15 protein-coding genes, 1 tRNA gene and 3 pseudogenes are annotated in these 20,943 nt (G+C 54.8%); 4 read left to right on the forward strand and 15 right to left on the reverse strand.

What is annotated here, in order from left to right; translation table 11 throughout:
- Positions 1-169 precede the first annotated feature (169 nt).
- Positions 170-1,265 (forward strand): annotated as a pseudogene (locus tag HA41_RS20025) (YncE family protein).
- Positions 1,266-1,323: 58 nt separating this feature from the next.
- Here the strand turns inward: HA41_RS20025 and HA41_RS20030 are convergent.
- From HA41_RS20030 to HA41_RS20045, 4 genes and pseudogenes are all read right to left on the reverse strand, one after another.
- On the reverse strand, positions 1,324-1,617 hold the full coding sequence (locus HA41_RS20030; protein WP_094122212.1) for a DUF1330 domain-containing protein: 294 nt from the start codon (positions 1,615-1,617) through the stop codon (positions 1,324-1,326).
- 11 nt (positions 1,618-1,628) lie between these two features.
- A complete protein-coding gene (gene yghU, locus HA41_RS20035) occupies positions 1,629-2,492 on the reverse strand; it encodes a glutathione-dependent disulfide-bond oxidoreductase (RefSeq protein ID WP_094122213.1) in 864 nt (287 codons plus the stop codon).
- Positions 2,493-2,709: 217 nt separating this feature from the next.
- Positions 2,710-3,593: pseudogene (locus tag HA41_RS20040) on the reverse strand (sugar phosphate isomerase/epimerase family protein).
- 18 nt (positions 3,594-3,611) lie between these two features.
- Complete coding sequence (locus tag HA41_RS20045) at positions 3,612-4,655, reverse strand: Gfo/Idh/MocA family protein (protein WP_094122214.1); 1,044 nt, start codon at positions 4,653-4,655, stop codon at positions 3,612-3,614.
- A gap of 334 nt (positions 4,656-4,989) precedes the next feature.
- Here HA41_RS20045 and HA41_RS20050 point away from each other — a divergent pair, with 334 nt between their 5' ends.
- The 3 genes from HA41_RS20050 to HA41_RS20060 all read left to right on the forward strand — a co-directional run bounded on the left by HA41_RS20050 (position 4,990) and on the right by HA41_RS20060 (position 8,269).
- Positions 4,990-6,015: a LacI family DNA-binding transcriptional regulator gene (locus HA41_RS20050; RefSeq protein ID WP_094122215.1), complete on the forward strand. Its 1,026-nt coding sequence runs from the start codon at positions 4,990-4,992 to the stop codon at positions 6,013-6,015.
- A 150-nt stretch (positions 6,016-6,165) separates the two neighbouring features.
- Positions 6,166-7,089: a TIM barrel protein gene (locus HA41_RS20055; protein WP_094122216.1), complete on the forward strand. Its 924-nt coding sequence runs from the start codon at positions 6,166-6,168 to the stop codon at positions 7,087-7,089.
- A 10-nt stretch (positions 7,090-7,099) separates the two neighbouring features.
- Positions 7,100-8,269 carry a Gfo/Idh/MocA family protein gene (locus HA41_RS20060; protein WP_094122217.1) on the forward strand — a complete coding sequence of 390 codons (1,170 nt, stop codon included), beginning with the start codon at positions 7,100-7,102 and terminating at the stop codon, positions 8,267-8,269.
- Positions 8,270-8,414: 145 nt separating this feature from the next.
- Here the strand turns inward: HA41_RS20060 and HA41_RS20065 are convergent, their stop codons facing one another.
- The 11 genes and pseudogenes from HA41_RS20065 to aspA form a co-directional block, all read right to left on the reverse strand.
- Positions 8,415-9,431 (reverse strand): fimbrial protein, encoded by a 1,017-nt coding sequence (locus HA41_RS20065; protein ID WP_425270649.1) that lies wholly within the window; start codon positions 9,429-9,431, stop codon positions 8,415-8,417.
- A pseudogene (locus HA41_RS20070) lies at positions 9,428-9,945 on the reverse strand (fimbrial protein). The gene HA41_RS20065 and the pseudogene HA41_RS20070 overlap by 4 nt, the downstream one beginning before the upstream one ends.
- Positions 9,936-12,464, reverse strand: coding sequence for a fimbria/pilus outer membrane usher protein (locus HA41_RS20075; RefSeq protein ID WP_094122218.1), 2,529 nt, complete (start codon positions 12,462-12,464; stop codon positions 9,936-9,938). The pseudogene HA41_RS20070 and the gene HA41_RS20075 overlap by 10 nt, the downstream one beginning before the upstream one ends.
- A gap of 20 nt (positions 12,465-12,484) precedes the next feature.
- On the reverse strand, positions 12,485-13,165 hold the full coding sequence (locus HA41_RS20080) for a fimbrial biogenesis chaperone (protein ID WP_094122219.1): 681 nt from the start codon (positions 13,163-13,165) through the stop codon (positions 12,485-12,487).
- A 53-nt stretch (positions 13,166-13,218) separates the two neighbouring features.
- Positions 13,219-13,803 (reverse strand): fimbrial protein, encoded by a 585-nt coding sequence (locus HA41_RS20085; protein WP_094122220.1) that lies wholly within the window; start codon positions 13,801-13,803, stop codon positions 13,219-13,221.
- Between the two features lie 1,128 nt (positions 13,804-14,931).
- Positions 14,932-15,007: transfer RNA gene (locus HA41_RS20090), tRNA-Phe, on the reverse strand.
- 107 nt (positions 15,008-15,114) lie between these two features.
- The gene (gene dicD / locus HA41_RS20095) at positions 15,115-15,693 is read right to left on the reverse strand and encodes a division control transcriptional repressor DicD (protein ID WP_094122221.1); all 579 of its coding nucleotides are present in this window, start codon (positions 15,691-15,693) and stop codon (positions 15,115-15,117) included.
- 65 nt (positions 15,694-15,758) lie between these two features.
- Positions 15,759-17,459 (reverse strand): protein-disulfide reductase DsbD, encoded by a 1,701-nt coding sequence (locus tag HA41_RS20100; RefSeq protein ID WP_094122222.1) that lies wholly within the window; start codon positions 17,457-17,459, stop codon positions 15,759-15,761.
- The gene (gene cutA / locus HA41_RS20105) at positions 17,435-17,749 is read right to left on the reverse strand and encodes a divalent cation tolerance protein CutA (protein WP_094122223.1); all 315 of its coding nucleotides are present in this window, start codon (positions 17,747-17,749) and stop codon (positions 17,435-17,437) included. The genes HA41_RS20100 and cutA overlap by 25 nt, the downstream gene beginning before the upstream one ends.
- Before the next feature lie 64 nt (positions 17,750-17,813).
- Positions 17,814-19,115 carry an anaerobic C4-dicarboxylate transporter gene (locus HA41_RS20110; RefSeq protein ID WP_094122224.1) on the reverse strand — a complete coding sequence of 434 codons (1,302 nt, stop codon included), beginning with the start codon at positions 19,113-19,115 and terminating at the stop codon, positions 17,814-17,816.
- Between the two features lie 114 nt (positions 19,116-19,229).
- Positions 19,230-20,666: an aspartate ammonia-lyase gene (gene aspA, locus HA41_RS20115; protein ID WP_094122225.1), complete on the reverse strand. Its 1,437-nt coding sequence runs from the start codon at positions 20,664-20,666 to the stop codon at positions 19,230-19,232.
- Positions 20,667-20,943: the final 277 nt, after the last annotated feature.

Here is a 20,943-nt window from a genome sequence, read left to right on the forward strand (position 1 = left end):
ACCGCGGGGCCAGCTGCCCGCAGACGGCGCAAAGTGCAGAACGGCGACGGTAGTGCCGCTGCGTTTACATCTTCTGTTCGGATGCGTATGATTCTCATTCTTGTTATTCTGAGCCTTCCCGCCGCGCAGCGGTCTGACGGAAGCCGTTCGCCCCTTACTGGAGTTAAGAATGAAAACCTTGTTCAGTCCGCGTAAAGCGGCACTCGTTCTGGCGATTGTCACCACCTTCAGCCTGACGGCCTGTCAGTTCCCGGCGCGAAAAGCAGACACCAGCACGCCTGTCACGGTAAAAACCTCAGGTCAGGGCAAACTGACGCAACGCGAACTGGGCGAAGGCCTGTATGAAATGGCTTATCTGCCCGCTAAGAATGCACTCTATGTGGCCAGCGCGCAGGGCTTCAACGAGGTCAGCGGCGGTATGATTTATCGGCTGGATGCCACGACCCTGAAGACCACCGGCGAAGGGCATTACGACCTGAAAAACTTCGGCCTGATTAGCGCACCAGACGGCAGCGCGCTCTACACCACCAATTCGCTTGATGGCGGCATCACACAAATCGATCCGGAAAGCGGTAAGGTGCTGAATCGCCTGATGTTCAGTGAGAAAAATGAAAAAGGGTTGCCGTTCGGGACGCGGGAAATTTTCCTGCACGATGGGCTGCTGTATGTCGGTGGCGTGGGCGATCCCGGTCTCATCTGGGTGGTCGATGCGAAAACCCTGACGCTGAAAACCCGCATCAGAAATGCTGGCAAATGGGTCACCGGCATCATCTATTCCCCGGTCAGCGATCGGATTTATGCCGCCAACGGCAGCGGCGAAATCCTGGTGATCAATCCGCGGAATAACAAAATTGAACAGCGCCTGACCGCAGGTGATGGCAAGGAGTATCTGTTCCTCAATATGGCGGAAGATCCGGCGACCGGCCGGCTGTTTGTCACCGATAATTCAAAGGCGAAAAACACGCTGGTGTTCGATGAGCGCAGCGGCAAGGTGATTAAGCGGCTGGATCTCGGGGATTCGCTGGGGATTAAATTCAACGGCAAGCGCAATGAGATCTACATCAGTCAGCGGGAGTCGAAGAAAGTGCTGCAGCTGGATGGCACCACCTATGCGGTGAAAAAATCGCTGGTCGTTCGATGGCCATCCCAACAGCCTGCTGGTATCGCCTGATGGTCAGACACTGTATGTCACGGTGAAACAGGGCTTTAACCGGGATCACAGCAGTCAGGGGCTGGACAGCGTGGTACGGATCGGACTGGAGTAACGGATGCAGGCGGCAGTGTTGCCGCCTGCATATTCAGGGACGCGACGGCGTCCCTTTTTTATTTGTCGACGCCCTGAACCAGGATCGCGCGGTAGTTGGCCCCTTTCAGGCGATGCACTTTGGCTGCCTGATATTCCGGGCTGTCATACCAGGCGTGTGCTGCTTCGCGGGTCGGAAATTCCAGAATCACCACGCCTTCTGCTTCCTGACCTTCCAGCGTTTCCAGTTCGCCATAAAAAGCCAGCGGGGTGATCGGATGATCGCCACGTGCCTGGCCCGCTTTCTCGGCGTAGATCGCCATTTCATCATCGTTCAGGGTGTTATCACGAATAAATACGACGTAAGCACTCACAGGGTCTCTCCTTAAGCTTTTTTATCCTGGGTCTGAGTATCAAAGTCAGATGCATCATGACGCTCATGCAGCTGATCGGCCGGGTCGCCCATCACACGGTTAACCTTGCGGCCACGGATCACGGCAGGGCGCTGGGCAATCTCTTTCGCCCAGCGCACCACATTTTTATAGGACTGCACATCGAGGAATTCGGCGCCACCATACTGGTCATTCAGCACCAGATTGCCGTACCACGGCCAGGTCGCGATGTCGGCGATGGTGTAATCCTCACCGGCAAGATAGCGATTGTCAGCCAGCTGGCGATCCAGCACGTCGAGCTGACGTTTGGCTTCCAGAGTGAAACGGTTGATAGCGTATTCGATTTTCTCAGGCGCATAGTGATAGAAATGGCCAAAACCCCCGCCGAGATAAGGCGCGGAGCCTTGCAGCCAGAACAGCCAGTTCAGCGTTTCGGTGCGCTGTGCGACATCTTTCGGCAGGAAGTAGCCAAATTTTTCTGCCAGATAGAGCAGGATATTGCCCGACTCGAATACCCGAATCGGTGGCGTGGCAGAGTGATCACTCAGCGCCGGAATTTTGGAGTTGGGGTTAACCTCAACAAAACCACTGGAGAACTGATCGCCTTCACCAATGCGGATCAGCCAGGCATCATATTCGGCATCAATCACGTTCAGCGCCAGCAGCTCTTCCAGCAGGATGGTCACTTTCTGGCCGTTCGGGGTACCGAGCGAATAGAGCTGCAAAGGGTGCTTGCCAACCGGCAGTGCTTTTTCATGGGTAGGACCAGCGAACGGGCGATTGGTTTTTGCGCCGTTGCCTTTTGCTTCAGGATCCCAGTGCCAGACTTTTTCAGGCTGATATGCATTTTCCGACATAGTAAAAGTTCGCCTCTGTGTGATGTTTGTCTGGAGTGTAGCAGGTGAATAAAAGCCGGTTTAACTCTGCTGGCGGTGATCGCGGCTTGCGCAGAGGGCAGCCGCCCAGGCTGACTTGCGAGGGCTGTACGGCAGACCAGGGGTAATAAATGCCCGCCAGGCCAATGGCGAGGCGGGCAAAGGCGGGACAGGGCGCGGCCAACGGCGGCCAGCGAGGTTATTTACTCAGTAATTCACGCTCAATCAGTTCACGGGTCTGTACCGCCTGTACCTTCATTTTCTCCGGATAACCAAACAGCGAGGCGGCGATGATCGGCTCGCCACCGACTTTGTAACGGCGTGTGGCAAAGTTGGTGTCGCGCAGCGTCTGAAACAGCGTATCGAAATCAACTTCACCTTCGCCAACGCCGACGTGCTGGTGAATAGTGGCATCAACGCCAGGCGGGTTAACGATGTAGCGACAATGTTTGGTGTGGTTCATGGTGTCCGCGATCAGCATATGCGACAGGTCATCCCCGGCATACTCCAGCATCGGTTTCACATCGCCTTTGCCTTTGTCGTAGAAGAAGGTGTGCGGCGCACTGTAGATGTATTTAACGTTATCGCTGCGGAACGACTTCACGATATCTACCGTTTCGTTGTTCTCTTCGCAGAATCCCACGGGTGCGCCTGAATCTCGATGCGGATACCTTCACGTTCGATAATCGGCAGTAATTCGTCCATCGAACGATAAAACATCTCTTCACAAATTTCCGGCTCGTTAGGCGTGCCAGAGAGTTCGGTGTTGATCACCTGCACACCCATCTCAACCGCGATCTCAATCATTCGTTTCCAGTTCTTCACCGCGGCCTGGCGGCGCAGTTCGTCCGGACCGGACCAGCGATAGACCACGATGAAAGAGGAGATCTCCAGCCCGGTGGCGTTTAGCGCGTTTTTATATTCCGTCATGATTTCACGGCTGGCTTTGGGATGCTTATAAAACGGGTTGATCTGCGGATGCGGCGACTGTTCGATATATTTATACCCCCAGTCAGCCACCTGATGGACCATGCGGGTGATGCCCAGGTCTTTGATCACATCCACATCAAAAGCGATTTTCATCTGTCTGCTCCGGAAACATTAAGGTTGCTGTTCTTCATTAAACGTGACGCCGATCTGCTGTCTGACGTTATCCATGATGGCTAAGGTGGTGATGGCCTGATCGAGCGGATGTATTGGTGAGTCGATCAGGTTCTGCCCGATACACCAGGCGAAGTGGTTGATTTCGTGGCACAGTTGCTGATAGCGGTTGGCGGGTTCTTCCCACTGCAGGCTGTGGCGCCGATCGCTGGAGGTCAGGCGAAAGTTACCCGGCGCGAAGAACTGACCGTCCAGCACCAGGCTGGCATCGCGTCCGGCAATCACCGCACCGCCCGGCGTGTTGCTGAACAGCGTGGTATTCAGCAGCGACTGCATGCCGTGATGATGGGTCAGCAACATTGAAGTCTGGCCGTTTACGTTGCCGCCCGGCACCGGCTGGCCTTGGGCGATGATGCTGTCGGGTGCGCCGCCACCGATAAATACGCTGAGTGCCACCAGATAGCTGCCGAGATCCAGCATCGGTCCGCCAGCCAGATCGTGATTAAAGATGCGGTGATCCGCGGTAAAATATTCGCCATGATCGGCGATCAGTGTATGAACATCGCCGAGCACGCCATCGGCCAGCAACTGACGGATCACGTCATATTTCGGCGCGAAGTTGCACCACATCGCTTCCATGCACAACAGCTTACTGACCGCCGCCGCCTGCTTTAGCTGAGTCGCCTGCTGCGCATTCAGCGCCAGCGGTTTCTCAATCAGCAGGTGCTTTCCCGCCGCAATAACGCGCAGGCCATCCGGAAAATGGTGGTTATGTGGTGTGGCGATATAAACCGCGTCGACATCATCACGTGCCAGCAGCGCATCCATGCTGCTGGCCGCATAAGCAATCGACCATTTTTCGGCAAACGCCTGCGCTTTTGCCGGGTTACGTGCCGCTACCGCCGTCAGTTGCTGATCGGTGTGGTGGCGCAGCGCATGGGCAAAGTGATCGGCAATCCAGCCGGGACCGATAATTCCCCAGCGCAGCGGCGGTAGGGTCCGGGCGTCGGGTAAGCGTGGGGCAGGAAGCGTTGAAGGAAACATAGCCAGTCCTTTTATTGGTGCAGGGTCCAGTCAGAACCCCACTATAGGAAGCCTGCTGCCACCGCTCTATTCTTTCGATGAGGTGATTCCATCATGCGGTCTGACGGCAGGTTTTTATCCGTTTTAGCAAATGCCCGTTTTAAACAGAATTCAAAAAGGAATAAATATTTCATTTTGCGAAGGGGATCAAAATAATGAGGTGTTTCCTATCAAATAAATGAGAGAAAATGATCGGGCTTGCGGCAGAAATGACCTTCTGGTGCCAGAGCAGCATAGGTGCTGGCAGGGGGTTGTCCCGTGACGGTAAACGAGACGTGATACAGGGAGAAGAGGGATGTCAAAAGTCACCATGACGGCAATTGCTCACGCGGCAGGCGTGGGGGTTGCGACGGTCGATCGGGTGCTGAACCGCCGTGCGCCGGTACGAAGCGCAACCGAGCAGAAGGTGCTGGCGGCGGCCCGGCAGCTTGGTTATCGGCTGCCTGCGGCGTACAGCCTGCCCGCGACACAATCCGCAGCGCTTCAGTTGCGCTTTGGTTTTATCCTGCTGCCGGCCCGTTATTCGTTTTATCAGCAATTGAGTGAGGCGCTGCAACAGCGCGCACGCGGACATCAGCCGCCGGGCAGCGAAACCGAATTTCGCTGGCACGATATTCACGAAGTGGAGGCGGTGGCCCGCTCTCTGCGCCAGCTGGCTCAGCGTTGTGATGTGATTGGTGTGGTGGCGCTGGATCATCCGCTGATTCGTCACGCGATTCAGGATGTGTCGCGGCTGGGCGTGCGGGTCTACGCGCTATTGTCAGATTTCTCGCCCTGTGAGCACGCCGGTTTTATCGGCATTGATAACCAGAAAGCGGGGCGCACCGCCGGATGGATGGCGCAGCACCTGTTGCGGCAACCGGGATGTGTCGGCGTGCTGCTGGGCGATCATCGCTTTACCTGTCAGGAGCGCTGTGAGATCAGCTTCCGCTCTTACCTGCGCGAGTCGGATATCAGCCAGCGGGTGCTCGAACCGTTAAAAACTCATGAATCAAACGAGGGCGGCTATCAGGCAACCCGGCAATTGCTGGAGTCGTATGATGATCTGGTGATGATCTATGCGCCCTGCGGCGGCATTGAGGGTGTGGTACAGGCCCTGCGTGATAGCGGACGCCGCCAGATTGATCTGCTGTGCCACGGGCCGCTGCCCGGCGATGAACTGGCGCTGATTGACGGCACGATATCGCTGATGCTGCGTCACCGGCTTGATGTGATGGCCGATGTGGTGATCGCCACCTGCCTGAACGGCGGGACGGAACAGCGCGATCACTTTGTCCAGGTCACCCTGCCGTTTGAGATCGTGACGCGGGAAAACCTGTAAAATCCGTGAGATGAAACATAAATGATAAAAAACTATCATAAAATGAAATAATTAAACGCGATCTCTATCAGAAAATGAAACTTTCATTGTTGTCTGTGATGAAATTTTTATTTGATACTGCCTGCGATCCTTACCCTACAGGCAGATATCATGACCCTACACATTGCAAATGCGCCCTGCAGCTGGGGCGTTGACGATCCGAATAATCCGTTTCTGCCGCCCTGGCAGAAAGTGCTGACGGAGGCCGCCCAGGCGGGCTACCGCAGTATCGAACTGGGCCCCTGGGGCTATTTGCCCACCGATCCCGAAGAGCTGACCCGGCAGCTTAATGATCATCAGCTCTCGCTGGTGGCGGGCACCCTTTTTGACGACTTAGTCAGCGAAGCACATTTTCCCTCGCTGGTGACGCTGACTCATAACCTGTGCCGTAACCTGGCGCGGGTGCCGACCGCCGCAAAAACCCACTCAACGAATGCGCCTGCGCCTTACCTGGTGATTATCGATTTCGGCAATCCGCAGCGGGCGAAATACGCCGGTCAGTCAGATAAAGCGCCGCGACTCTCTGATGAGGCGTGGCAACGCATGATGCAGCACATTACTACGCTGAGTCAGATCGCCTGGCAGGAGTATGGCGTGCGGCCGGTGATCCATCCGCATGTGGGCGGATATATTGAGTTTGCTGATGAACTGGCGCGGCTGGTGAGCGATATTCCGCATCAGGTGGCCGGTTTATGCCTTGATACCGGCCATCTCTATTATGCCGGCATGGACCCGATTGAGGCGCTGCAAAGTTACTGGACGCGCATCGACTACCTGCATTTCAAAGACGTTAATCATGCGCGATGGCGAGACGCCATTACGCGCGGGCTCGACTTCTTTAGCGCCTGCGCGGAAGGGGTACTGTGCCCGCTGGGGCAGGGCGCGATTGATTATCCGGCCGTGCGCGCGCTGCTGGCAGAACGTGACTATCAGGGCTGGATCACCATCGAACAGGAGCGTGACCCGCGCCAGGCCGACACCAGCCTGGCTGATGTCACCGCCAGCCTGAATTACCTGCGCTCAATCGGATTCTGAGGACAACATCATGATTAACGGTAAAAAAGCACTGAATCGCTCACTGCGCTGGGGCATGGTCGGCGGCGGCGGAACCAGCCAGATTGGTTATATCCACCGCTCTGCGGCGCTGCGCGACGGCAACTTCTCGCTGCTGGCGGGCGCGTTTGATATCGATGCTGCGCGCGGGCGTGAATTTGGCAATGCGCTGGGTGTGGCATCTGATCGCTGTTATCCCGATTACGCCAGCCTGTTCGCCGCAGAAGCGGAACGGGAAGATGGGATAGAGGCTGTCTCGATCGCCACGCCTAACAATACCCATTTCGCCATTTGTCGGGCAGCGCTGAACGCCGGACTGCATGTGGTATGCGAGAAGCCGCTCTGCTTCACCGTCGAAGAGGCGAATGAGCTGGAACGGCTGAGCCGGGAGAAGCAGAAGGTGGTCGGTGTGACCTACGGCTATGCCGGGCATCAGCTGGTCCATCAGGCGCGTGAAATGATCGCTGCCGGTGCGCTGGGTGAGATCCGCATCGTCAATATGCAGTTTGCCCACGGCTTCCACAATGAGGCGGTGGAGTTGCAAAGCGAAAGTACCCGCTGGCGCGTCGATCCGCGCTTTGTCGGGCCAGGTTATGTGCTGGGCGATCTCGCAACGCATCCGCTGTTTATTGCGGAAACGATGCTGCCGCAGCTGAAAGTGACGCGGTTACTCTGTTCACGTCAGAGCTTTGTCGCCACCCGCGCGCCGCTGGAAGATAACGCCTTTGTGATGATGGAATATGACAACGGGGCGGTTGGCACGCTATGGGCCTCAGCGGTGAATGCCGGTTCAATGCACGGGCAAAAGATTCGGGTAGTCGGCTCGAAAGCCAGTCTGGAGTGGTGGGATGAGCAGCCGAACCAGCTGCGTTACGAAGTGCAGGGCGAGCCGGTGCGGATTCTGGAGCGTGGTATGGGGTATCTCAGCCCACGCGCTCTGGAAGAGGATCGCATCGGTGGCGGTCATACCGAAGGTTTGTTCGAGGCCTGGTCGAACCTTTATCGGCGCTTTGCGCTGGCAATGGATGCCACCGATCGTCGCGACACCGCCTTTCTGCAGGATTTCTGGTATCCCGATGTGCATGCCGGATTAATGGGGGTGCGCTGGGTAGCGCAGTGTGTGAAATCAGCGGATGCTGGCGCGGTGTGGATTGCGTGCTGAAGTAAGTTTTAAGCGGAAGCGAGAGGATTTGCACACCGGCTGCAAAGACAGAGAGAAGCGCTATCTCCAATGACCGGGGCATAAACCGGCTGGCTCTGTGTTAGAGCCAGCCCTACCCGGTCGACCTGCACAGCAGGCGGATCGGTTACTGATAGGAAAAAGTAATACTCGCCAGAGCATTAGCGGTTCCGGGAACCAGATCGCCCGTGCGGATATACTGCGCCTGGAAGGGCAGTGACAATACCTGGTTTGCCGATGAGGTTCTCTGGATAAAGAACTGGTTGAGCGTGCCATCAGCCGTACTGTCCGGGCCCATACTCAGGGGACCCGTACCGTTGTAGAAGAACTGTACACCCACGCCCGAAGCGGTAGAGTCTCCGGTCAGTGTCACCACCGATGAACTATTTGACGGGGTAGTCTGGTCGGTCATGACCGCATTCACCGCGATGTTTTGATCACAGGTGAGCGTGACGTTGAACGCCCCCGAAGGTGAGGTGCTACCCACGGTTGAAAGGGTGCGGATATCCAGCGTGCCCAGATCGATGTTCGCACTTTTGGTGTTGACCGTACAGCCGCTGGCGGCCACCGTGATGGTGGTGGGGTTAATGATTACCTGCGCTGTTTTAGATTCATTATTGTAGGCCGTCAGAATTGCAGCAGGAATGGCTGGCGTTGTATACAGACCCGATTTCAACGCTATTCCCGTCTTAACGAATGTCACTTTCGCTGACCAGCCCAGATTATTGGGACGGCCACTCGTGCCGGGTGCCGGAAAGCTCTGAGTGATGCCCGTTTGCAACGGGACATATTCCGATCCGTTAAAATCTTTGAGACCAATAATATAGCCAATACCCTGGATACCGGTTTCAAAAATTGTGTAATTTATACCATCAACGGTGACCGTCATGCCGCTGGATATGGCCGATGGAGAGGGTTCAAGCGTGCCCCTTTCGCAGGTCCATATTAGTCCGCACCAGAATACTTCCTGTACGTCAGCTGTCGCGCTCCAGGTTGAACCAATGATTTCACCGGGCATTACGGAGTCTGCCGGCCCGGAATATTCCATTGGCTGGGGTGAGAGCGTGATATCTGATCGCCACTCCATAGCCAGTGCGCTGGCAGAGGCGAGAAAGCAGGCAAGCAGCAGTAAAATACGCATCATTGATACTCCGTAGTCCAAGTGGCGATGGCTGAAACGTTGCCAGCATTAACGTCAGGACGCGTGGCGATTAATCGGGCATAAAAATTCATCTGCACGCTGTCATTCCCTTCCACACCATAGGCGGTCGTCTGGGTATCGAGTGGGACCAGTTCGCCATCTTTATCGAGAATTTGCACAGCCACGCCTGTCGCTCCGCCCTCTGCCACTTTAATCAGTCGCGGATCGATATCATCCGGGGTGCCACTAAAGCGGATCTTCACGCCTGAAAAGGTAGGCCCGCACGCTTCCAGCGTGAGCGTGAACGGGGCTTTTATATGACTTACCGCACCTGCTTTACTTAATTGTCGGGTGCCAATATCGCCAAGGGGTACATTTTTCTCCAGTGAGTCAGCGGCGACTACACAGGTGTTAGCGATCAGATTACCCTTTACCGAGACCAGCACATCGTAGCCTCGCACTGGCAACGAGCAGGCAAAAAAAGAGCGATACACACCAGACGGTTTGTTACTGACATGCTTCCTCCAGCGTATAGAGACCCGTACGGGCATTAAAATCCTGCTTGTTAAGCTGATAACGAACAGAACAACGTGCTGTATTATCTTTGCCCCAGACCGCGTTAAGCGTGCCTTTCATTGGCAGACCCGATAAATAAAGGCTGCCGCCATCACCCACAATGCTGCTAACTTCGCTGTCTGCTAACGCGACGACGCTACCAAAAGGCAGTACCGTGCCGTTCTGGCGTAAGACAAACATCGCTTTTGCACCCTGCTGAGTGGCGATAGTGGCCCGAACCAGTGCGCCGTCGGTCGGCGTTTTGCTGATGATGGCGTTATCGAGTTCAATATCATTACCCGTGGTGGTGGTATCGAGCCCTACCCGGTTAACGCGATAAGGCGTTGCGTAAGGGATTACCGCATAACCCCGGCTGTCGGTTTTAATACCTTTGTGGTTAAGAACCGCAACCTCGCTGGCTCCCGGCGCTTTGATCAGAATATTGGTATTACCAAGCGGCTGGCTTAGCGTCACGCCATCTTCATGTAATACGGCTCCACCACTCATGCCGTAGCTGAAATTACGGGCGTCACGCGCGTAGCTGTAACCCAGGTTGTACTGTCCCTGCTGGTTTTTATATTGCACGGCGGCATCACCGCCATACTGTTGCTGTGCCTTGTAGCGCTGATTTACGCTGTAATAAAGCTCGTCTTTTCCCGGGACGTAGCCACTGATACCCCCGTTCCAGGTCGTTGCTGCTGATTTTCCCTGGGTAGTGGAAAAGCGCGCACGTGTAGAATTTTCAGGATTGCCAAAAGGTATCGAGAGCGACAAAGCCACAATGTTATCTTTGCTGTCATCATACAGGCTGGTGCTGCGCTGAAAGTTCACGCCCAGTGAGGCAGACCGGAAATTACCATTCCAGCCAAACTGGATCCCCTGGGTCGTTTTCGAGGTATGCCAGTAGGTTTGCTGATCCCACGACAGTGACAGGGAACCATATGCATTCATCGGCTGCGACAGCTGCAGCTGGTTCCTGGCTTTACGTGACATCCTAAGGTCATAGACATTTTCATATCGGGTGATAACCGTTCCATCTGCTTCCACTATTTGTTCTGGCTTACCGCCACTCATCCTTTTATAAGCGGTATCGCTGAGGTTATAGAAACCTTGTGTGGAGTAACGCAGCGAATAGAAATTCACACGTGTCCCGATGTCGTTGAGCAATTTGCTATAGCGCAGGCGGATAGAATCTCCCGAGTAGTGCTTATCATCCGCAAGCTGGCTCTGGGCACGGGTAAGATCCAGCGAATAGGCACCCAGGCTGCCGAGATTCTGGCCGATGCCCGCGGCAAGTCCACGATAACGTTCTGAAAGCTGTGCGCCTCCATAAAAGGTCAGTCCATACCGCCAGCCATAAAACAGTTCACCCTGGGCAAATGCAGGGGCATTCTGGTTATTAACCGGCTGGAATTTCCCCGCACTCAGAGCGTATTTTACCTGGCCGCTTCGAACCAGATTAGGGACGCTGGCAAAAGGCACGGTGAACCGGGTTTCGTAGCCATCGCTCTCTTTCAGGGTGATGGTCAGATCGCCACCAGAAGAGGTGGGATAGAGATCATTAAGCACAAACGGCCCAGGTGACACGCTGGTTTGATAAATAACATTCCCGTTTTGTCGGACAGTGACGGTAGCATTGCTGCGTGCAATCCCCCGTACTTCAGGTGCGTAGCCGCTCAGGCTGGCAGGCAGCATGTTGTCATCAGTTTTAATTGCCAGCCCGCGCACACCCACGGAGTCAAACACCTGCGAAGAGGTATAAGTTTCCCCGGCGTAAAGTTGTGCGCTCAGCGCAGGCACATCGCGCTGCAGCCAGGTTTGTATATGGTTTAGCCCATTTCTCTCTTTGGTCCAGGTGGTATAGTCGCGCAGACGCCAGGCACCCATATTTATGCCGCTGTTCAGACTGACAAACAGCTGCTGGTCGCGGGTTTTGGTATTTCCTTTATAGGTGTTATTTGAACCGTTAACGACATAGTTCAGCCACCCGGCGTGAATACCATGCTCCCAGCTTTCCGGGCTGATGTAGCCGCGCGGCAGATTGCGCATCTTGCTCTGCGGTATAGAGATGTTGAGCGTGAGCGTTTGCGCCTCATAGTCTGCGCTACTGTCAGGAAACAGCGTGTTAAGAAAATAGCATTGCTTCGCCAGCGGCAGGGTGGTGCCTTTTGCCTGGGCCATGTCTACACCGAGCGCATCAAGCTGACTGGCCGTGAGGCACGCTGCAGTGATGTCCTGCCCACTTGATTTATCCACAGCAAAGATTACGTTGCCCGTAAAGGCATAGTTCTTGTTGATGTAGACGCTGATATTATATTCGCCTGGCGGTAAGTCACTGCCTGTATTAACCCAGGATAAATCAGCCACTGACGCGCTCTCGCCATTAAGAAAAGCGGGGTTAAAGTGCAAATCGCTCTCCGCGGCTGCGGTATAGCGCATGGCATGAAAAGCCACCACCGCACAAACGATTTTCATTTTCACGCGATCATGCCTCAGAGGGTCTATTTATAGGTCAATGGGGTGCGGTTCACCGGTGTCCATGCACCGTAGTCATTAATGGTCTGAAAGCTGAGGGCGGTGGCCTGGCTGAATTTCTCCGCCAGCGTGGTACTGGATTCAGGCGGCAACATCACAGGATTAACCGTTTTACCGTCAACGTTGAGATTGATAGTGGTAATGTAATAAGGTGTTGGGTTATTCAGCACGACTTTGCCTGCGCTGTAGGCACCGGTAATTTTTTTCCATGCTTCATTTGCGTTATCGGGAAGTCCGGCAGGGCGATAAAATACCTTAATGCGATTTGCAGATGCGAACTGCAGCGAGTTACCCGCACTATTTTGCATTTGCTGTGGAATGGCTTTTACTGTTATCCAGTACAGTGATTCGCGATCCTGCGGCAGCGATCTACCGTTAAAGATGATCTTCACCACGCTTTCGGTTGCCGGTTTTAAAACATAAAGTGGCGGCGTAATAACGAAATCCTGCGTGCGCTCACCGTTGGCTTTTTCCATCCAGGACTGGATCAGAAACGAGGCCTGCTCATGTGTATTTCTGACCTGGAGTGTTGATTGCTTTGCATCGGCGGAGTAGATCATACGTGTCGCCCCTAACCCCACTCCACCAGCCTGTACTACTGATGAGCACAATGAAGCAGCCAGGCAAACCCAGGTGAATGAACGCATTATTTTTCTCCTGAATGGGTATTCATGCCCGGGTATTAAACCGGGCATGACGATTACGAGTAGGTTACTGTGTAGGTGGCAACTGCACTGGCATCGCCCGCCGTGGCGTTGCCTGTTGGTGAGTAGTATTTTGCACTGAAATTCAGTGTATTAGAGCCTTTACGCAGTGGAATCGCTGAAGCCGCTTCGCCCAGTTTCACTACGTTGCCCTGCTCGTCATAAAGACGGATGGCGACATTCTGCGCTGATGATGCGCCGCCGTTCACGCCCACTGCCAGGCTGTTGGCATCGTTGCTGTCTGGCGTACCCGAGAAGGTCACCGCGACAGTGGTCGCCGCAATAGGGTTTTCTTCTGAAGACGCTGAAGTATCAGCGATGACACAATCTTCAAGCGCAATGGCGAAGGTTTTTGCCACGCCTGCTTCACTGCCAGCAGCGGCCAGCGTGGCCGTACGGACTTCGCCCATGTTGACGTCAATCTCTGCGCTGTTGGCACTGATGGCACAGGATGACGTTACGACGCTTCCGTTAAAGTTGACAGAACCACCGCTGGTTGTTGCCGCCAGAACTGAACCCACCGGGAACAGAGTAGAAATACCTAAGGCCAGAATGGTTTTTTTATTAAATGTTAATTTCATGTAATTACCTTTTTTGTTGGGTTTGCATTGTTGAGTTCTGTAAATAATAACTGACATTAAATTTAAAAACATTTAACTGCAGGGATTGAAAAAAGAATTTTTTTATTTTTTATAAATTTCAAATTTATTGAGTTGTATTTTTATGTAGACCAGGTTTCTTCTTAATAAAGGTATGGCGGTATTATAATTTCTTTAAGAAAAATTCATATCTTATTTCTGTTAGTTGAACGTGCAAGTGGCAGGTAATTATTCCATATTGACTTTTCATGTTAATAATATATTTATTTTTTAATATAATTTATATTATTTATTAATGTCGGTTAGATAATTGGAATGAATAGCAGCATGTGTGCCAGCCAGGTCAGCGCGATCTCTGTTTCTCTTACTTGTTTTGGTCATAAAGAAGCTTGTTATCTTCCCAGATATCAGAATCTGCCTTGATAACAATCAGGGAAAACCTTTTGCAATAATTTTTGAAAAACCATTCCGGACGGCCGGATGATATGGCACCAGACCAGCCAGACAGAAATCATCAGGGTCCCGGTTTATGACAGATTGCGTTATTGCCATGACTCTGTCGGGGCGGTGGATACAGCACATAAGTGCAGAGCAGCGAATCAAGGGTAATACAGAGCTGGCGGACAGGGTGTGGTTATAACGTTTGATACAGGGAGCTGTCGCCCAGAGGAGAAATGGTGCATACGACATCAGGAAGATGGCCGGAGACAGGGTAGAGGTAACGGGTGGCTGGCGTTGATCATCGCGCAAAAAAAACGGACCCCCGAGGAGGTCCGTTCATTTGAATTTTGGTGCCCAACCCGAAGATGCCGGGAGCATTTTTGTATCGCGCGTCTGCGCGCGAACCCGAAGGGCGAGCCACAGGGATGTGGCGAGTTCATCGAACCTTCGATGAACGGGTTCAACGCTCAGAAATGCAAAAAACCCGCCAGAGGCGGGTTCTTTAAAGATGGTGCCCAACCCGAAAATGCCGGGAGCATTTTTGCATCGCGCGTCCGCGCGCGAACCCGCAGGGCGAGCCACAGGGATGTGGCGAATTCATCGAACCTTCGATGAACGGGTTCAACGCTCAGAAATGCAAAAACCCGCCAGAGGCGGGTTCTTTAAAGATGGTGCCCGAACCCGGAATCGAACCAGGGACACGGGGATTTTCAATCCCCTGCTCTACCGACTGAGCTATTCGGGCAACGGGGCGCATTAAACCGTAAAGGCCGCCGGGCGTCAACGGCTTTCACCAAAAAACCACGGAAAACGTGACTGATTGCCTGATTTTCAGTCAAAGCGGGCAAAACCTCAGGCCAGCGCGCCGTTTTTACGGCACAGCGCAATGCTGTAAACATCTTCCGCCAGCCGCTGGGCGGTGGAGACATCCTGCACGTTGCGCTTCACCAGCAGCTTGCTGAGGCAGCCTTCCAGAATCAGTTCCATCTGATCGGCCACCATGCTGGGATTGTCCAGCGCCTGTTCCAGCAGAATCTCATGGGTAAACTGCCAGGAGGCGCGCTTCTGCTGTTCCGCCAGCTGATGAATCGGCTGGTCAGGCTGCGGATAGAAACTGCAGGCGGCAATAAACAGACAGCCAGGGAAACGGCCTTTGCTGACGTGTTCGCTTAACACTTCATATCGCGCCATCAGCTTCTGTTCCGGCGACAGTGCCTCATCCAGCAGTATCTGACGCCGCCAGGTATCAATCTGCTGAGCGTGATATCGCAGCGCATCGTAGAGCAGAGCGTCGCGATCGGGCCAGAACAGCCGGAGCTGTTCGAGCGAAAGGTCGGTCTGGCCCGCCAAAGTTTCCAATGAGAGGGTGGCGGCGAGGCCGTTCTGTTCAAGCACATTCAATGCATGCTCGAGTATTTGTTCACGCTGCAAGTGACTCTCCTCTGGTATGCAGGCCCGGCGCTTTACACCGGGCAGTTGCCTGACTCCAGTGTTGTTTATCGGGTGAGTTTCTGCAAATGCGCCTGGAAGTCGGCGGCATTGAGAAACCCGGTGATGCGCGAGTCAGCAATTTCATGGCCCTGCGCATCAAAGAATAAAATGGTCGGTAATCCCAGCACCTGAAGATGCTGCAACAGCGCATTATCGCTGGCGCTATTGGCGGTGACGTTGGCCTGTAACAGCTGTACCTGGCTCAGGCTATCGCGGACCGCGCTGTCGCTAAAGGTATATTTTTCAAACTCTTTACAGGCGACACACCAGTCGGCATAGAGATCGACCATGGTGATGCGGCCATTGGCCTGTTGCAGCGCCGTCTGCAATTGTTGCGGGGTCTGGATGGTCTGGAACGGCAGGTGTGCCACCGCCTGCTGCGCGGTCGGGCCGCCAAAAGCCCAGTCCTGCAGCGGACGGGCGCTGATCAGTGCGGCGGCCAGTACGATAATCTGCACCACGCGCCATTTACCGCTGCTGGCCCGCAGGCTGACGCTGAACGCCCAGCCAAAGAACGCCACGCCCAGCAGGCTCCACAGCCGCAATCCCCATACCTCGCCCAGCAACCGCTCCATCAGGAAAACCGGCAACGCGAGGATGACGAAACCAAAACCTTCTTTAACTGTCTGCATCCACGGCCCGCTCTTCGGCAGCAATTTATTGCCAAACAGGGTCACGGCGATCAGCGGTAAGCCCATGCCGACCGCATAGAGCCACAGGGTACCGGCACCGGCCCACAGATTCCCGCTCTGGGCGATGTAGAGCAGAATGGCGCTGAGCGGCGCGGTGGTGCAGGGCGAGCAGATTAAACCGGCCAGCGCCCCCATCGAAAAGACCCCTGGCAGCGATCCGCCCTGCTGGCGATTACTCCACAGGGTTAAACGGGTTTGCAGGCTGGCGGGCAACTGCAGCGTAAACAGACCAAACATCGACAGCGCCAGCACGATAAACAGCAGCGACAGTGCCGACAGCACCCAGGGATGCTGCAACGCCGCCTGGAAACGCAAACCCGCAGCGGCTACCACCAGACCCAGCAGGGTATAGGTCAGCGCCATGCCCTGCACATAGACCATCGCCAGCGCAAACAGCCGGCCAAACGAATAGTGACGCTGGCCGCCGAGAATAATGCCGGAAATCAGCGGATACATCGGTAACACGCAGGGCGTGAAGGCAACGCCAATACCAATCAGTAACGCCCACAGCGGTGAAAAGGGCAGCGGCGTGGCGGGAGCAGGTGGCGGGCTTACCGGCGGCGCGGCGCTACGGGCAGTCACCGGACTCAGCGGAACGGTGCGGGTTTCAGGCGGATAGCAGAACCCGGCAGCGGCACAGCCCTGATAAGTAACGCTCAGCGTGGCACCGCTGGCGGCCTGGTGTAGCGTCACCGGTACCGTCAGATCCTGCGGATAGATCTCGCTCTTGCCGTAAAATTCATCTTCATGCGGCTGACCGGCGGGCAGCGTTAGCGGTGCCAGCGTGGCGTTAGCTGGCGTGACGTGAATCTGCTGACGATAGAGGTAGTAGCCCGATTTCACTTTCCAGTGCAGATTGAGCTGCGCACCCTGCTGGTCGAAGTCAAAACCAAACGCCTGATCGACCGGCACAAAACGGCTACTGGTGGTGTTGGAAAAGAGGGAAGCGTGCGCCTGCAGGCTGATAAACAGCGCCAGCAGCAGCGTAATTAAGCGAGAGATGCGTGCAGCCATGACAAGTATTCACTGTCTCCATGTTGAACCGGTAGCGCCAGCAGTTCCGGCACCTCGTAGGGATGCGCCTGTTTGATCAGATCGAACAGTGCCTGCTGGTGATCGCTATCGCATTTCAGCAGCATCTGCACTTCACTGCTCTGTTCGGGCCGCCCCTGCCAGAGGTAAAGCGAGGTCGCGCCCGGCAGCAGCGTAACGCAGGCCGCCAGTCTGGCCTCAAGCGCTAAAGTGGCCAGACGTTTCGCTGTCGCCTGGTCGGGCGCGGTACAAAGGATAACGACGGCATTCATCGCAATGCTCCTGTTTCAAAGAGCGCCGATGATAGCACGCTCAGACAGCGATGCCGTTATCGGGCTATAGCAGCATGCCGCCAAAGATAAAGCCAGCCATCACCGACAGCGTAATGGCAATCACGCCGGGAATAATAAAAGCATGGTTGAAAACAAACTTGCCAATCCGGGTCGAGCCGGTGTCGTCCATCTCCACCGCCGCCAGTAAGGTGGGGTAGGTTGGTAGCACGAACAGTGCAGAGGCTGCCGCAAAGGAGGCGATGGCGGTGAGGGGCGAGACGCCGAGCAGCAGGGCGGCTGGCATCAGCGCTTTGGTGGTCGCAGCCTGCGAATAGAGCAGCATCGAGGCGAAGAACAGTACCAGTGCCAGCATCCAGGGATAGGTTTTCAGGGCATCCCCGGCCAGCATCTGAATATCCGCCAGATGCGCTTTGACGAAGGTATCGCCCAGCCAGGCGACGCCCATCACGCAGATACAGGCGCTCATGCCAGACTTAAAGGTGCTGGCGCTCAGGATCTCGCCGGTATCCAGTTTACAGCTGAGGCTGATTAGCATGGCGATGGTCAGCATAAACACCACAATCGCTTCATTGCGCGGCAGCGGCGGATTAATGATCAGCCCGACGCTGGGGCTGGTGGCGGTGGCATAGAGCATTACGGCGATGATGCCAACCAGAAACAGCAGCACCGATTTTTTTGCGCCCGGTTTCGGCTGATAGACGCTGGCGCCGCGTAGCGTGACTTCGCCTTTGGCAAGACGCGTCTGATAAACCTCATCATCTTTGAGCTCTTTGCCAAGGAAGTTGGTAACCAGTGCCGCCAGAAACAGACCGACCATGGTCGAGGGAATCGCGATAGCCAGTAGCGTAATGTAGCTGACGCCGCGTGGCTCAAGCAGGGTCGCAAAGAACACCACCGCAGCGGAAAGCGGTGAGGCGGTGATGGCAATCTGTGAGGCGACCACGGCAATGGAGAGCGGACGGGAAGGGCGCACGCCCTGCTCTTTCGCCACTTCCGCAATCACCGGCAACGTCGAAAACGCGGTATGGCCGGTGCCTGCCAGCAGCGTCATCAGGTAGGTGACCAGCGGGGCCAGCAGCGTGACGTGACGCGGATGCCGGCGCAGCAGCCGTTCGGCCAGGCTCACCAGATAATCCATTCCGCCTGCGACCTGCATCGCGGCGATGGCGGCGATCACCGCCATGATAATTTCAATCACATCGAACGGGATGGAGCCTGGCGGCAGGCCAAAGCCCAGCGTCAGAATCAGTACGCCCATTCCGCCTGCGAATCCGATGCCGATGCCGCCGAGACGCGCACCCAACCAGATCGCCAGCAACACGACAAGCAGCTCAACCACAAACATGCATCACTCCTGAATATTTAACCTGCGATAATCTGTTGTGCTGTTTACCAAAGAAAAAGGCACACCGTGTTGATCGTGGTGTGCCTTTATTAGTTAACCCGCGTGGGTTAAACCTTACTGCTCGTTTTCGTCGGTATAACGTTTCGCTTTATAAACCGGATACATCAGGTTTTGTACTGAGAAAATATCGTCCAGTTCGCTTTCGGTCAGCAGGCCGCGTTCCAGCACCACTTCACGAACACTTTTACCGGTTTCAGCGCAGATTTTACCGACGATATCGCCGTTGTGGTGGCCGATATAGGGATTCAGGTAAGTAACGATACCGATCGAGTTGAAGACATAGGCTTCGCACACCGCGCGGTTGGCGGTAATGCCGTTGACGCACTTCTCCAGCAGGTTGTAGCAGGCGTTAGTCAGGATGCTGATCGATTCAAACAGCGCCTGGCCAATCACCGGCTCCATGACGTTCAGCTGCAGCTGACCCGCTTCGGAAGCCATGGTGACGGTAATGTCGTTGCCGATCACCTTGAAGCAGACCTGATTCACCACTTCCGGCACCACCGGATTGACTTTGGCTGGCATGATCGACGAACCCGCCTGCAATTCCGGCAGGTTAATTTCATTCAGGCCAGCACGCGGGCCCGAGGAGAGCAGGCGCAGGTCATTAGAGATCTTGGAGAGTTTCACCGCCAGGCGTTTCAGTGATGAATGTACCATCACGTAGGCACCGCAGTCAGAGGTCGCTTCGATCAGATCTTCCGCCGGCACCACCGGCAGGTTGCTGACCTCAGCCAGACGCTGCACCGCAAGGTGCTGATAACCGTCCGGTGTATTCAGGCGGGTACCGATGGCGGTCGCGCCGAGGTTCACTTCCAGCAGCAGCTCGCCGGTACGCAGAATGCTTTTGGTCTCTTCATTCAGCAGCACGCTGAAGGCGTGAAATTCCTGACCCAGCGTCATGGGCACTGCATCCTGCAACTGGGTTCGGCCCATTTTCAGGATGGTCTGGAACTCGTCAGCTTTGCGCTGGAAACCTTCGGCCAGCTGGTTGATGCCATCCAGCAACTTCAGCAGTGAACTGTAGACTGCGATACGGAATCCGGTCGGGTAGGCGTCGTTGGTTGACTGGCATTTATTGACGTGATCGTTAGGGTTGAGGTACTGATATTCCCCTTTCTGGTGTCCCATCAGCTCCAGGCCGATATTCGCCAGCACCTCATTGGTATTCATGTTAACTGAAGTTCCGGCACCGCCCTGATAGACATCGACCGGGAACTGATCCATGCAGCGACCGTTGTTAAGCACTTCGTCACAGGCCTGAATGATGGTATTGGCGATGTTACGCGGAATGGTTTGCAGCTCTTTGTTAGCCATTGCTGCCGCTTTTTTGACCATCACCATACCGCGGACAAATTCAGGTATGTCGCTGATTTTACTGTTGCTGATGTAAAAATTCTCAATCGCACGCAGAGTATGAACGCCATAATAGGCATCCGCCGGCACTTCTCGCATACCTAACAGGTCTTCTTCGATACGAATGTTGTTCGCCATGATAACCTTCTTGTTGTTGCCGCTAACCATCACAGAGGATGTGTTTATTTCGTCGTGGTGTACCCGTACCTACATTTTATCCGTCTTCATACGGGTGAGCACGATCATATTCTGATGCATCAGAAAAGCACGCATGCAGATCACTTAACGCTGCCGTCAGGTTAACGATATGTGAAGTTAGTTACAAAATTAACCCTGCGGGATAAATTTGACAGGATCGGTTGAAAAAGGCGGCACGGGTGCCCATCTCTTTTCTTATCATCACTGAGATGAACGC

The sequence above is a fragment of the Pantoea conspicua genome (assembly GCF_002095315.1).
Classification (GTDB): Bacteria; Pseudomonadota; Gammaproteobacteria; order Enterobacterales; family Enterobacteriaceae; genus Pantoea; species Pantoea conspicua.

What these genes read in the sequence shown, in the direction of transcription:
- HA41_RS20045 (WP_094122214.1), bottom strand. Translation starts at nt 4,655, where the DNA reads ATGTTTCCTTCAACGCTTCCTGCCCCACGCTTACCCGACGCCCGGACC.
- cutA (WP_094122223.1), bottom strand. Translation starts at nt 17,749, where the DNA reads ATGAATGCCGTCGTTATCCTTTGTACCGCGCCCGACCAGGCGACAGCG.
- aspA (WP_094122225.1), bottom strand. Translation starts at nt 20,666, where the DNA reads ATGGCGAACAACATTCGTATCGAAGAAGACCTGTTAGGTATGCGAGAA.
- HA41_RS20080 (WP_094122219.1), bottom strand. Translation starts at nt 13,165, where the DNA reads ATGCGTTCATTCACCTGGGTTTGCCTGGCTGCTTCATTGTGCTCATCA.
- HA41_RS20065 (WP_425270649.1), bottom strand. Translation starts at nt 9,431, where the DNA reads ATGATGCGTATTTTACTGCTGCTTGCCTGCTTTCTCGCCTCTGCCAGC.
- HA41_RS20100 (WP_094122222.1), bottom strand. Translation starts at nt 17,459, where the DNA reads ATGGCTGCACGCATCTCTCGCTTAATTACGCTGCTGCTGGCGCTGTTT.
- yghU (WP_094122213.1), bottom strand. Translation starts at nt 2,492, where the DNA reads ATGTCGGAAAATGCATATCAGCCTGAAAAAGTCTGGCACTGGGATCCT.
- HA41_RS20110 (WP_094122224.1), bottom strand. Translation starts at nt 19,115, where the DNA reads ATGTTTGTGGTTGAGCTGCTTGTCGTGTTGCTGGCGATCTGGTTGGGT.
- HA41_RS20055 (WP_094122216.1), top strand. Translation starts at nt 6,166, where the DNA reads ATGACCCTACACATTGCAAATGCGCCCTGCAGCTGGGGCGTTGACGAT.
- HA41_RS20085 (WP_094122220.1), bottom strand. Translation starts at nt 13,803, where the DNA reads ATGAAATTAACATTTAATAAAAAAACCATTCTGGCCTTAGGTATTTCT.
- HA41_RS20050 (WP_094122215.1), top strand. Translation starts at nt 4,990, where the DNA reads ATGTCAAAAGTCACCATGACGGCAATTGCTCACGCGGCAGGCGTGGGG.
- HA41_RS20060 (WP_094122217.1), top strand. Translation starts at nt 7,100, where the DNA reads ATGATTAACGGTAAAAAAGCACTGAATCGCTCACTGCGCTGGGGCATG.